General features: G+C 51.9%; 7 protein-coding genes. All 7 read right to left on the minus strand.

The window, feature by feature from the left end:
- Positions 1-107: 107 nt before the first annotated feature.
- The gene (locus CRG97_RS29150) at positions 108-3083 is read right to left on the minus strand and encodes a GAP1-N2 domain-containing protein (protein WP_098749063.1); all 2976 of its coding nucleotides are present in this window, start codon (positions 3081-3083) and stop codon (positions 108-110) included.
- A complete protein-coding gene (locus CRG97_RS29155) occupies positions 3083-4342 on the minus strand; it encodes a hypothetical protein (RefSeq protein ID WP_076325289.1) in 1260 nt (419 codons plus the stop codon). Before CRG97_RS29155 ends, CRG97_RS29150 begins: the two co-directional genes overlap by 1 nt.
- Before the next feature lie 72 nt (positions 4343-4414).
- Positions 4415-5056 (minus strand): beta-mannanase, encoded by a 642-nt coding sequence (locus CRG97_RS29160; RefSeq protein WP_098749064.1) that lies wholly within the window; start codon positions 5054-5056, stop codon positions 4415-4417.
- 17 nt (positions 5057-5073) lie between these two features.
- Positions 5074-6339: a vWA domain-containing protein gene (locus CRG97_RS29165; protein ID WP_098749065.1), complete on the minus strand. Its 1266-nt coding sequence runs from the start codon at positions 6337-6339 to the stop codon at positions 5074-5076.
- A gap of 37 nt (positions 6340-6376) precedes the next feature.
- On the minus strand, positions 6377-8761 hold the full coding sequence (locus tag CRG97_RS29170; RefSeq protein ID WP_098749066.1) for a transcription initiation factor TFIID: 2385 nt from the start codon (positions 8759-8761) through the stop codon (positions 6377-6379).
- Between the two features lie 3 nt (positions 8762-8764).
- Positions 8765-12154: a tubulin-like doman-containing protein gene (locus CRG97_RS29175; RefSeq protein WP_098749067.1), complete on the minus strand. Its 3390-nt coding sequence runs from the start codon at positions 12152-12154 to the stop codon at positions 8765-8767.
- Positions 12155-12368: 214 nt separating this feature from the next.
- A complete protein-coding gene (locus CRG97_RS29185; protein WP_098749069.1) occupies positions 12369-14156 on the minus strand; it encodes a vWA domain-containing protein in 1788 nt (595 codons plus the stop codon).
- Positions 14157-14199: the final 43 nt, after the last annotated feature.

Genomic DNA, 14199 nt, shown 5'->3' on the forward strand with positions numbered 1-14199 from the left:
TATTAACGCGGTGTCGTGTTGAATTAAATACACAAAAAATAGCTGTCGAGACTTTCTCGACAGCCTGAACGAGCAGACGAATGATCGTCTGCTCGTTATCTATTTTGTTAAACTCCTTCATTCGTCTCATTCTCCGGAGCCTGCTCTTGCTCTTCCGAAAGCCCGCTTTCGTCGGACAGCTCATAGGAGACGCCATCTACAACAACCTTCTCGACAAGGGATACGTCAAGCGGTTGATCCAACTTCACGACGACCTGACTCGCGTAAGTCTGGTTTTCCTGAGTGTCACCAACACCTTCAGATGACGGAACGTCTTCGTCCTTGACTGGATCAGACGAGCCTTCCCCTTCTGTTGTCCCGGTATTCGGCTCCGCTTGATTCCCGGTTGAGTCAGGCTCTGTCCCTGATGGGTCGGTATCCGCTTCGCCCGTTATGTCATCGGCGCACACCCGCGATAATTCAGGGCTAGCTACCTCAACCAGCGTGCTTGCATCCTTGCCTACAATCTGTAGCTTGTCCACACTGAAATCCTGGCAAGCCGCCGGCTGTTTAAAGTGGAAAGTCAGTTCGGTCTTGCCCTCCTGCTCGCCTTCCTCCACTACCGTCGCCATCAATAACGGCTTTTCAGGGACGATATCAGAAGAAGCCGGAGGTGCGGTAACCGGGGGCGTGATGACCGGATTCGGATCAGCATTACCGTCCGCAGGTCCTTTGCCGTTTTGGATCATCATGAAGGCAGCACCAGCAATAACGATCACCACAAGCAAGGAAGAAGTGATTTTTACGAACCGCGAATGCTGTTGAAACCATCGCACCAACGGCGAAGCCAATTCGGCCCTAACCTTCGTATACACCGGTTTAAGGATGGGCGCAGGCGAATTGAAATACGTTTTCGCATAATCCTTATTCTTGAAGGCTTCACGGTCATAGGTTTTGAAATAATGAACGATAGCGGCGGCATAAGCCGGAACAAGTCCCCGCGGTCTAACGAATACCGGCTGCTCGGCAGACCACTTAATATACTGGTATACCACTTCTGGACTCTGACCGTATCTGTGCAAATAATCAAGCAGGCCCCGATAGTCTACGGCACTGGAACGAATCTCCGTGCAGAAGGCTAGGGTAATGCTATCAAATCTGGATGGCACCACATGGTTCTGCAGCCACTTTCGCATGATTTGTTGGGTTCGTTCCCGCTCCTCGGCTGACAGATCTGCCAGCACCTCCACTTGAACCTCTTCACGGCTGGACCACTGGTAAAGGGCGAGCATGACTTCCGCCTTGGACCGAATCCGGGAGTCAAAACGCTCTACCCAACCCTTGAACTCCTTCGGCATTTGCAGAAACCCGATATCCAGCAGCTGTTTCTGGCTTAATTGCTCGGGTTCCAACTCACGCAAAAGAAAGAGGTTTGCCGCATAAATCAAACGGTCTGCAAATGCAGTGCCGCCTTGGTAACGCCCCATTCCCTTCTGAGGATGATGCTCCAGCGAATCCAATTGATCCAGCACGGCGTTGACTGCTCTCACCGGATCCGGGTCTTGCTTAAGCTTATCGACAAGCTGGGCTTCCGCTAACCTGATATAATTCTCCTGCTCCAGCAGGAGAGGGTGATTCCGAACCCACAAGCCGATCAGATCTACCAAATCCGTAGGCGACGCTGCTTGCTGCATGCGCGTTTTCATATATGGATCGAACATCAACGCCGGCAGCCCCGGACTGGTCAACACCCTGGCATAGAAGGCTCGGCTTAAGGCCGGGCTGCCCTCCAGCAAGTCGTAAATCGCCTCGGTCACGTCCTGACGCTGCTTCGATAAGGCATTATTTAATGAGCGGATAAAATATTCCACAATCAGATCCTGATGCTGCCGGGGATTGATGCCGTGATAATCCTTAACGAATCCGGCAATCGCTGCATCCGGAACATGCCCGCCTTTGACAAGCTCAAATTCCTGGGCAAACAGGGCGTGGAACAGCTGATCCAGCCGTCCCTTAGAATCCAAAGCGCCTGTCGGCTTCAAATAAAGCAGCAAAGCACGCAGCACGGCATGTTTATGCTCATGGTACAAGCCCTCTTGGCCTTCTTCAATCTGGAACAGCACACATAAATCGTCGTAGCTATCCGGCAAGATCCCAAGACCCGGCTCCATATCCGCAAGCATCTGCTCGGCGAAGGCAAAAAAGCGCTCGGAGCGATCGGGGTCCAATAGCGTCTCCCATGCAAAATCAAGATAAGGCTGCTCGGACCATTTCAGATCGACATTAATGACCCTGCCAGCAGCGAGCTCAAACAAATAGTCCTTCTCAATGCTGCGGTCGCCTAGGCGTAGGCTGCCCTTCTCCACGAACATGAGGTGAAGTCCCTTCTTGCTCTGCGGCTCTTTGGCATAGGTTACGAACCCAAGCACCCGGCGCAGCGCATAGGGCAATCGGCCAAACAACACAAAGAGCAGCTGCTCCGCCTTCGCGGACAACTGTTCCACCGGGACATCCAGAACGATATATACCTTTTTCTTCCCGGCAGCCGCGGATATGCATGCATAGAGCAGCTGCTTGAATATCTTCTCGTCGATCCCAAGCTCCTGCAATAGAGCTGGCGTCTCCTTGGATGAAATGGCGGCTTTAGAATCCCCCTGAACCGGAATGGCAGGGAGCTGCGGCAGATCTACGCCTTCTTCGATATCGTAATGATCGGCAAAGGAGGCCTGGAGCCAAGTCTGATAAGCGGAATGCTCATCTTCAAGAAAACCGTCGGGAATGACATAATGATGCGTAAAAAAGGCACTGCGAAGTCCCGTAAAATCCGCAGGCTGAAACACGCTTCGCCCCAGCACCGTTTCCCCTGTTTCCGTATGGAACAGATGAAGGGCGGCCGGATAAGCCGCCGCTTCCCTCTCGCTGCGTGCCGTCAGCTCGGCAGGAGCTTCGTATTGGCAAAAGGGATGCAGTACCTTTTTGATAAAGGAAGCCTCCAATCCGGACGAACGAGCCACCGTATCAAAGCCTTCGGCTGAACGGAATATGCCCCGGCGCTCCCGCGTGTACATTTGCTGCTGTATGGTTCGGGATAGGAAATCCGGCACTAGTCTTCCCTCCCCTGAATATACTTCAGCTTGTACAGAAGCCAGATGAACGGTTCATCGACCCGAATCGGGCTGACGACGCTTTGCAGCTTCTGATCGACAGGGTTGCTGCCCAGAGCCGACACGGCAAAATACGCTGTATTGGAAAAGTATACATCCATCGTTCCCTTGAACGGACGGTCGACCTTCTCGATAAAACGGCGGATCTCGCCGTCAATATTTTCAAATTCGGTCAAATTCATAAACTTGCGGTGCACCACATTGTTAAAGATGTTGCTGTTCAGCTTGACGTATTCGCCATCTTCATCCTTAAGCGCATGAAGCATGTCGCTCTTGGTTAAGACGACGGCTGTCGGAATATCCGTCTTGCCCTTGTCCTCATAAGCGATGAAATCGCCGAACATCGTCAGCACGACATCCCGCGGCTCATCATACTGGGACACCCATTCACCGGGCTGGTCACCGAATTTCAGACGAATTTTCTCCCGAATGGAGCGGATTTGGAGCGGATCCACCATAAACAAAATACCCGCGGAATTCTTGATATGCTGTCCGTGAAGTCCCAAGTAATCCTCGTCCACCATGCCCTCGCCCGCTACGTCAAAAAATACGAGGGTTAAAGGCGGCTTGGACTCATCCTTGAACACGAATTGGAAAATGAAAGGCTCCTGCATCTTCTCCTTCTGCGTGGACGCCAGCAAATCTCCGCGCTCAAATAACGGCTCCTCATAGCCCGTACGGAACTTGCGGCTGATCTCGGCATTCAGCGGCATGCAGGCCGCATCGAAATGATCCGCCGTTGTATGCTGCAGCGTATGAATGAGCGAAGTCATATAGACCGACTTGCCCACTTGCGAAGCACCGATAATCGAGATAATGTTGCTCGGCACCTTTCCTGCGGTCACCGGAAGCTCATTATGGCATTTCGGGCATAACCGTCTGCGCGTGACGACACCGTAACGGTCGTTCAATCCAACCAGCACGTGATCGGAATAAATGTGATGCTCCTCCGGTATGTCGCTCGGCCGGATAATCGCTTCAATATCATAAACGGAATCCAGCCCAAAGCGTTCACGGTACCGATTCAGCTCATCATCTTCCCCAAGCGCATAGTCCTCGTCATCCTCTCGATCGTGAGCAGCCCGGAAGACAACCTCCTTCGGAGCAAACTTACTGAAACAGTAAGGGCACACAATATCATAGAACAGCGGCTTTGGCTCTGGCTCCGGTTTTTTCTTGAATATATCAAAAATGCCCATCCTTTGTACCTCCCTCTGAACCCTATGAATTACACACTGACGCGTTCATCGTGGTTACTGTGTGTTCTCTCTCTATCTATAAACGAGCTCATACCGTTGTCCATACATCTTACCATCCGTAAAAAACAGGCGAATATAATCGTTCTTCCCCACCTCAATCGCAGGCAATTCGTTGCGTCCCGCTGCAAAATCCGTAACGAAAGGGTACAAGATGCCGTCTTCCTTGTTTACCGGATAAGCCCCCTGCTTCTTTACGTAGCATAAAACGTCCTTGGGTACCGGCACTTCCGCCGTCACCTGAATTTCAATCGTCTTATAAGGCTGCAACCAGCGACTCTTTTCTCGAATGGAATATACCAGCATAGCTTTGCCGGTGCTGAACTGAATGCTGTTCGCTTCATCCGGCTGCCTGATTAAGGCCATCTCTCCATCTTCGGAAGACATGGCATACACCGTATACGTGATCTGACCAATTCCGTCCACCCGGTCCCGATACCCATTGTTCGCCTTGTACTCGTCTCGGGTATACAGGCGCAGGCTGCCAGGCTCCAAAGCTCCAGCAGGCGGACCAAATCCATCATCCATCGCGCGGTGAATATATACCGCTTGAAGACCTGGCGGCCAGCTCCATCGGAGCGTACAGTAGCCCTCGTCTAATTGATAGCTTAATCCCTGAATGACCCATTCTCCGGGCTCCGCATTTTTAAAACGCATATCGAACGCCCCCTGCTTTAAAATCCTCGGCTTGTTGAATCATTCGGCCGTTGCCCTCGTCCCGTTCGGCCCGGCCGCTGCTCGTTACGAATGATCCTGCTGTTCTCCTTAACCGGAATCACCAACGTGAACAAGGCGATGACTCCTGCGAGGATGAAGCAGGCCAGCAGCCGAACGAAGGCATCCCTGACTTCTCCCCCGGATAGGCCATATTCCAGAACAACGCCTGCGAGCACGCCGGATACCGCGCCGCCGATGCTGAAGCTAAGCGCGAGATGACGGTTATCAAACACAATGCCGAGGGCCAGGCCCGTGGCAGCCCCAATGAGCAGCATCGCAACGACTCTTACAATCTGATAATAAACGCTATCTTCCATCGCGCCTGTACGTTTCGTCAACAGGGAACGATCCCCGACGTCGTCATAGATCTTCTGGAAGACAAAAGACAAATCTGCCGCATTCTGTACGTCGTAATATTGCCCGCCCGTTTCGGCCGCAATCGTCTGAAGCAGCTGGGCGCCATCTTTGTAGACAAGGCTGAGGCCAATCGTATTCACTGCGATTTGCTGCTGTTTGTAGTCGGCAAGCACACGCGCATGATCGGTTTCGCTAAAGCCGTCTGATAGCATAATAACCATGGCGCTTCGGCGGGCATCATGGCTCTCTTGGATATGCGTCATGGTATCCTCCAGCGCGAGACTAATGTCCGTGCCGCCATCGTTCGTTTCCAAACTGTCGATCTTAGCGATGATCTCATCCTTGGCTTCCTGGTTCTTCACACGCGTAAAAGGCTGCAGTAACGTTGTCGCATGATCAAACACCATCACCGATACACGGTTATCCTCGTCCATGCGATTGATCAGATTTTTGGCCGCCGTATATCGGTCCTGATTCGGGTCCGTGTCTTTCATGCTGCCCGAATTGTCAATGACCAGCACGATATCCTTCACCGGTTTGGCGCTGCCCGGGTTCAACTGGTACACCCACTCAAACAGCATGCCAAGCAAGAACAGTGCCACCAACGTGGATGGAATCAGCAGCTTCCATGATGTGCCTGTGTATCGCTGTCTCCATGAACTCCCGTTCAAACGAGGGGAGATCAGTTCTGCGATTAAGCAGGCCAATCCGATGCACAAGGCCAGAATTCCGAAATAGATCCCTGTAACCACGATGACGGGAAGCCCTGTCCCCCATTGGCGGAGCAAAAATTCCCCAATGGTAAATCCGATTCCCCCACCGACTAGACTAAACAGCAGCAGGAGAGGGTTTATTTTTCGTTGCACAATACACGCCTACTCTCTGTATCAGAATTTAAGAACGCTAGCGCAGCTCAGGAAGTTGCGCCGGTTCCATTCCATGAAATTCATAACCGTTTGCCGTATAGGTCTCGTAGTAGGTTCTGCCATTCCGGTAGTACATCAGATCCTCCAAATGGAAACCTCCCATCAGGTTCAGCTTCTCGACTCCGCTTGCGCGCTTCTCGTGCACGATGCCAAGCTTGTACACCCGTAAAGCTTCATCGGCATGGATCGCATAACGGACAAATTCGCTGTCGGCATCGCCGAAGAAGTATTTCTCCTCATATCGATGCTCCTGCGTATAATCAAGCAGCCTGACTAACGTAATGGAGTTCTCCTCCAGCATCCGGTAAAGCACCTTAAACAGATCTTCCTTGGCAAGCACCTGCTTATTATTGTAGTCGATGGTTACGTTCGCCCGTCGCAGCAGTTCTTCCTCGAAGGTCTGCACGAAAGGTTCTGCCGTCAATAAATCCCTCAGACAGACGCGGATCATGTTCGACAAGATCGGTTCTGTTCCTTCATGCGTAACGATGGAGAGATTACCGACATACCGTTCCTCGAAGAATACTCCCTGGCCGCGCTTACTCTCCAATTCCAGCATCAGCTCTTCCGTCACAAGGCCATAATACTCCATCAGGTTCTGGCCGATATAATCGTCTGCGGTACGGATGCTCGACTGGGCTGCTTCCAGCAATTCCGCTTCAAGCTGGTCCAGCATGTTCGCCTGCTGTTTATAATGACGGTGAATCCGTTCGAGCTCCGCCTCATAGAGCCTGTACAGGGCAAGCTCCGTTTCCAGTAATAACAGCTCATATTTACGACGATAGACCTCGCCCACGAAATATCGAATGAAATGGCGCACATTCTGTTTATCCCGAAAAGGAAGCTTCTTGAACGGCTGGCTTTCTACGCCTTCCTCATAATAGCGGTTTAGTCCGTCCTGCTCGGTCTTCAGGAGGTTGCCGAGATCCCGGATTCGGGAACGAACCGCTTCAAGCAGTATCCCCTCTCCAGCCTTGACACTCGTCCACTCCACGATTTGATAACAACCGATTTGCGGATGATCCGCCAAAGTGCGACGAAGCGCACCATGAAGCTCTTCAGCGGTGCTCATATCGCTAAGTCTCTTTTGGACCTCCAGCTCGTAATTGCTATGAAAAAATTGCCTGCAGCCATCCCCGAACAATGCCTCTTCAGCTTCACGAATGTTCATCCGCTTCAGCCCGGCATAACTGACGGGGTGTGACATCATCCCCTTTAGCCCGTCCAGATGCTCTGCGTCCGGCAGCATCCGGTCGGCTCTTGCCGCTACTGCCTCCGGATCGAGACCGAAGTAGGTCAGGCATTCATGAACCTCCGGTTCGGTCCCACTCTTCATGCGGAGCAGCAGTCCACGGCACAGATGATAGAGGACCGTTAGCGCAATCGGCTCATTGGGCCTCTTCACCCGGGAAAAGCCAGCGGAGACAAAGCCTTGGCGGCCGGATTCCGCCATAATATTGCTTTTGAAAGACGTATTGTTGTAAATGCCCCGGATTCCGTCATAGGTTTCATCCTTCTGCTTCCGGTTCTTAAGCAAACCCAGATGGCAGATGATATCATAGATATCCTGCATCCCGGCGTAACCTGATATGCCGCGTTCATTCTTATCGGACAGCACATAGACGAGATCAAACAACGGCGAGGCCGGGTGAACGACCGGAATCGTCAGCCCATCCTCCGTTACCTGCAGCGGTGCGGAGAAGCTGTATTCCCGGCTCTGCATCAGCTCCAGCTCCCGCAAGAAGGCAACACCCACGGAGCTCGCATAGCCATAAGATTCAATCTGCTCCCTTTCATTAATGAGCGCATACAAATCCATTTGCACCGACTTGAATGACTGCTGGAAAATCGATTCGGCCAGTAATGAAATTTCCGGTATAAACACATTAAACGGGTCGTCGACCCGTGTAATGACAGACAGATGAATCCGGTCAAAGGATGAATAGCTGCGTCCATAGTCTGCGATGTGGTGGCTCAGCTTCCGAATCGCTTTATTCAACCCGGCCAGGTGATGCGGGTCCCGATAGAAGCCCCGGTGCAGTTCCTTGCGTACGGACTTGGATGCGCCGTCTGACTCCGGTAAATGAAGTTGATACCGGTGGAGGCGACCGGAGGATTCGGAGCCTTTCGGCTCCCGCCCTCCATCCTGGTCCGTTCCCACATGCAAATAGATGACACTTGCGCTGTTGTCCCATTTGCGGTCATGTATCTCCATGATCGGTTCGATTGCGGACGCCGTCTTATCACCGATGAACAAGTATACCTCCGGGTAGTGGATGCTGCTCTGATCATCCTCCATCAAGGTAAGCTGCTCCTCCGATTTCGCATAGCCGGCAGCATACTGGCGAAGAATTTCCCTCATCGTCTATTTCAACCTTCTTCGGATGTCATTTAATTTCGAGGAGACCTGTCTGTAGAACTGATAACGCTCTTCACCGTCCGCAAGCTCCACCTTCTCGTATTCAAGCCGGTCGCGCGTTTCCAAGAACCGCTCAGCCAATTCTTCCAGCTTCGTGAGCAGTGGCGTAATATCCTCGGAAGCGGTCAGCTCCTGATCGCGGCGGGAGGATTTGCGAAGCAGCGTGCTCCGGCTTTTCTCATCCAGCTGACGGAAATGCTTGTAGACTTCATACTCCACGTCATTCACGCTTTTCAGCAGATTGGCAAACGGCTCCCAGGAATCCTCTTCCGGATCGCGATCATAAACGAAGAGTGCACCCTTCTTCGTGATCGTCCCGGTATACAATGCCTCAATAAATTGATCGAGCCATTTCTCCTCATTCTGATTATCGCTGATCAAGAGCTCGAACTCCGTGATTTTGGCCGCGATGGCGGCATATTTCTTCAGCTCTTCCCGCACGCTGCGGATCATTTCCGGCGAACGAATCAGATTTTCCTTGGCCATCTCCTCGTTGATGCTGTTGAAAATATCCTTGGAGCCCGCCGGCTCCAGCCCCTCAGTCATTAGACGCTTCAGCTCGGTCCATGCCCGCTTCACTTCCCCAAGGTTAGGCTTGGGACTATCAAGCTGCAAGTCATAAGCACGAAGCAGCTCGTTCAGATCAAATGGCTTCGTAAACACGACCGCATAGCGGCTGCTCGTGTTCTGATCAATATCCTTCTGGGTGATGACCTTAAACTCAAGCGCCTGGTTAAATTCGGCGCGAACCCGGGCGTTGTAATCTTGAACCCGCGGGTTGAGGTAGGTATCCCCCCAGGATTTCTCGGGAATCGGCGATGGCAGGTACGTCCAGTTGTTGCGGTCCGTCTGAACCAAGTGACGCCCAACGCCTTCCTTGTCCATGATCGTGCGCTCGTAGCTCTCCTCATAAACCTTAAGCGGCGTATAGACGAACAGAGGCACGCCGTTCTTCGTATTCAGCCAGAAGATCCGGTTTTTCACTTCGCTCTCTTTCACGGTGAAGTGAGACTTCCCAACCGAATTGTTTTGATAATTACGAATTCCCTTCAGAATGCTTGGCGCCTGTACAGGCACGGACACAAAGCCCCAGGAAGGGAAGTACAAATTGCCTGCGCTGTTGCTCAGATGGAAGACCGGGACGGCTTCATCATCCAGCTTGCTAGCGATATTGCGCTCGACAAATTTCTCGATGGAATCCTCCTGCCCGAACTTCATGACGAGGAAATCCTCCATCGAGCGGGTAATCAAATCGCCGAATTTATCGGTAAGAAACTCCGAAATGGATCTGACGATATCAATCTCCTGCTCACGCGTCCAACGATTGGCATGGCTCAGCAGCTCCTGCGCGAAATCGCGGATGAGATCGTCCACATCCTTCTGATCCATGATTTTGTTGATCACGTCGGAAATATCGGGCACGCTGACCAGGTTCCAGTAATACGTCTTGTTTCCTTTATGATCCTGCTGCTCTTCACCGTTGACGAGAATGTCGCCATTCTTGGCAAAGATCGAATTCAGCGCATTCAGAATTTCCGTATACACGCTATAAATCCGGTTATTCTCCTGATTCAGCAAATCGTATAAATCCTCATAGAACTCAATCATCTGCTCGGTGCGTTCCACATCCGCTTCCAGCCAATATTCGTTGATTTTGGCTTCGATATAGATGTTTTTCTTCTTGTCCTTCGAGACAAAAGCGCTCTTCGCATCACCCAGACGATCGATCGCCTGTTCTCTGGCCGACTCGATGTCGCGAGGAATGCGGGTCAGATTCTCGCGCAGCGCTTCGATGTAGGACAGAAGCATTTTCAGCAGGCTGAAGCCCTTCTCCGTATAGATCAACCGGGACACATAAAACGGTCCTTGCTGTGGATGCAGGAACATGCGGCGGATTTGATCGCTGAACTGAGCCACGATCTCGCCCGGCAGCTGCTTCTTCGCTTTGATATACTCCTCGCGGGCTCTCGCCAGGAAATTCTGCTCCAGCTCCGTGTCCATATTGATAACCTGGTTCTTCACGACGTTCGCATAGCTGAGCCGTTCGCTATTCTGGTATCCGGGAAGCGGCTCCGGTACGCGGGACTCGAAGTTCTTCGTCATCGAGTCCAGATCGATGCCGAGCTTGCTTGCGAATTTCTCGACGTCCTCCTGGCTTGGCGCCTTCTCAAACATGGTTTGCATTTTGCCAAAAACGCGGTACGCCAGATATGTGGTCATCTCTTCAATGGGTAGAACAGCCGAAGATGCGCCGATGATGTTGTAGTCGTAATTGGCAGGATACGCCTTGTTCATCTGCGCGATATTGGTACGGATGTTGCTGATATAGTCATGGATCGCAAACTCTTCGCCAGACTGTTTTTCCTCGCTGGCCATGAAGTTCGTGATGTTCTCTGCAGTAACGTTCATGCAGTAATCATAGGCATTCTCCAGCAGCTTGCCTTCCGTATTCGTAGCGGAAATCAGGTGACATAGATTAAACGGAGGTAGCGGAGAGTTCACGTTCAGAATGTTGCCGTACTGCTGCTTGAACCGCTCGCCTCTGGCATCCACGTTCATCCAGTAATCGAGCTCTTTGAGCGCGGCGTAACCGTTCTTCTTGATGTATTCGCGCGTATGCTCGCTCAAGCTTTTGTTCGCCAGATTAATATCCGGCGTAAACAGATAGCCGAGCGTGTTCACGCGGTCGATGCCAGCAGAGCCGTGGTCCCGCTCGATAATGCCACGAACGATATAGGCAATGTCCAAGAAGCAGCCGCTGCCTGTACCGCCGGACAGCCCCGTCAGTAGGAAGACCATCAGCTTTTTGTTCGTTCCGACTGACAGCGTCTTAATCTTCTTGTCGATCGCCTGCACCACTTGCGTAATCTTCGTGAACAGGAGCAAGCGACCCGCTTGGCGTACGCCTGCTGCTCCGTTCATGCCGTCGGTAATGCTCAGCTCAGGCGACAGCCAATCCGTAATGTACGGCTCCAGGATGCTCCGGTTTTGAAGGAGGCCTCCAATCTCGGCATTGGAGAGAAGCACGAATTCATTGATCGGATCAAGCCCGATGCCTTTATAGCGTTTATTCTTATCCTGCTCGTTGGTCTCAAAAGCCAGAAACTCCACATTATCCGGCTTGTCCATTCTCTTCTTGGACAACGGATCCTCCGGCAGCTTGAAACGGCGGTTAATCTGATATTTCAAGCGCAGCAGCGCATCGATCCCCGTCCCTCCAAGTCCAATGATAAGGATCGGATTGTCGATGGTATCGACCCGTATTTTCTCGCTGACAATCCCGCCTCCGAGTGAAACGTCAAGCTGTTGTATATGTTCTCTAACTACCGGTTTCATAACTTCCCCTCCTGATAGGTCATGGCTTTAAGAGGTTGTTCAAAAAGTCCGCTTTTGATAAGAAAACCAATCGAGGTCAATTCAGGGACGAGCGACCGCGATTTAAAGGTAGGTTTTCTTGCGATACAGAATTTCATCAGCGTAGCAAGATAACTTATAAATTCTATATCTAACACGAAGTGAATCAGGAAGCAGCCCTTTTTGAACACGCACTTTAAGCCAAATATTCAAATAATATCGTTTTGTCCGCCTGCTGCAGGGAAACTCTCAGCCGGTCTCCGTTCTTCAACTCCGTCCCATTCGTAGCATCCAGAGCGCGGCCGGACTTCTCGATCACGGCTGAAGAATGATTCTTAAGTATGATGCGGTCGTTCTTGCCCGGCATGAACAGGATTTTCTCGGTCTCCTTGAGCTCCGGAGCAAGCTGCAGAAGCTGATGCAGATTGAACTTCCCTTTGAACGAAGCCAGCTTCTTGTATTGCGGGAAGGTCTTCTCGCCGGTGTTCTCATCCCTGATCTCGATCACGATCTGACCGACAAAGCCTTTGTTCGCTTTCTTAATCGCGCCGAGTATGAAATATGCAGCCGCTCCAACAATGAGCAGCGCCGCGATGCCAATGATTACGGGCCATAATGGAAAAGGTTTCGTTTCCTCGCCTGCAGTCATCTCCTTCCCACCGCTTCCGGAGCCGGAGGCTGCCGCCTTCGCACTAATCTTCACAGGCGCACTTTCGCGGTAGAAGCTCTGTTCCTCCGCACGCACCCTCAGCTCGTAGTCATGCTTCTGCGGAATCTTGTAATTCCCTTCAAAGCTGCCGCCTTTGTTCTCAAGGTCGACCTCCGACTCGTCCCCGGTGTCCAAGTCCTTGATCAACAGCTTGGCCGTCATATTGCCGTACTGTTCTTGGTCCTCCAGCTTCTGTCCATTGCTGACGAGATACGCGTTAATGTCAATCGTATCCCCTGCCTTTACCTTAGAAGATGGCGGAGGATCCATAGCCAGCTCCAGGTCGTAGTTGAATACGAGGTTAATGTCGATTTTGTCTTTCGATACGCCTTTCACCTGCAGCTTCCAATCGCCTTGCTGCGGCTTCAGCAGCTTGAGCAGTGAATAGGAATTGGAGGTAGATCGCAGTACATTGGCCGAGGGAATGGTCTGCTCAGCGCCAGCAGGATCGACCAGCTTCACGTCGACGGGGCTAGAGGACATAATGGAAATGTTCGCCTCCAGCACGTTCGCGTTCGGCACATGAACCGTAACCTCCTGATAGCTTCCGTTGCCGGTTATCGACTGTACCGGAACGATCTTAAGCTGCTGGTGGCTGGCAAAAATCTCGCTTAATATTTGCGGAAGGTCATCCGCCGAACTGGTGGTAAAGGATTTGCCCCCCGTTTGGTTTGCCAATTCAGCCAACGTTTCTTTGTTCAGCTTCCCGTCGGCATTCAGCCCAATCGTATAGATGGGGATGCCGCTTCCCTTGGCCTCCTTGACAGCTTGGGCTAAATCGTCTGAAGCTTCCTGGCTCGTCTTGCCTGTGTTTGGATCCAGGTCATTGTTGCCGTCGGCCAAAACAACGATCATCGGCGCATGCGCCGGGTCCATTCCCTGCTTCAGCACTTTTACGGCTTCATCGAGGCCTACGGACATATCCGTGTACGGGCCACGATCCAGTTGATCGATAAACTCCTTCAGTGCGGTCTTGTCCGCTTCCGACTGAATTTCAAGCAGGGCCTTCTCCCGCTGAATCCGGTCGGTATAGGAAACGACGCCGACCTTGTCGCCGGTAGTGGCCAGCATGTCGATAAACATCTTCATCGCTTCGCTGCTGATCCTCTCGGGATCACTGTTTTTCATCGAGTTGCTGGCATCCATCACCAGGACGGCATCAATCTTGGAGCCTTGCGAGGCAGCTATTGCCTGGGGCAGAGTTCCTCCGCTCCAGGTCAGGATTAGCAGCACCGCTGCCATCAAAGAGAGCAGCCATTTATTTTTACGTAACATTGAATTACTCCTTCATCCATTTAGTCTAGCATCAGGTGGATGC

This window comes from Paenibacillus sp. EZ-K15 (genome assembly GCF_002573715.1).
GTDB lineage: Bacteria > Bacillota > Bacilli > Paenibacillales > Paenibacillaceae > Paenibacillus_AQ.

Coding starts and splice junctions, on each gene's coding strand:
- CRG97_RS29175 (WP_098749067.1), bottom strand. CDS start 12,154: ATGAAACCGGTAGTTAGAGAACATATACAACAGCTTGACGTTTCACTC.
- CRG97_RS29155 (WP_076325289.1), bottom strand. CDS start 4,342: ATGGGCATTTTTGATATATTCAAGAAAAAACCGGAGCCAGAGCCAAAG.
- CRG97_RS29170 (WP_098749066.1), bottom strand. CDS start 8,761: ATGAGGGAAATTCTTCGCCAGTATGCTGCCGGCTATGCGAAATCGGAG.
- CRG97_RS29160 (WP_098749064.1), bottom strand. CDS start 5,056: ATGCGTTTTAAAAATGCGGAGCCCGGAGAATGGGTCATTCAGGGATTA.
- CRG97_RS29185 (WP_098749069.1), bottom strand. CDS start 14,156: ATGTTACGTAAAAATAAATGGCTGCTCTCTTTGATGGCAGCGGTGCTG.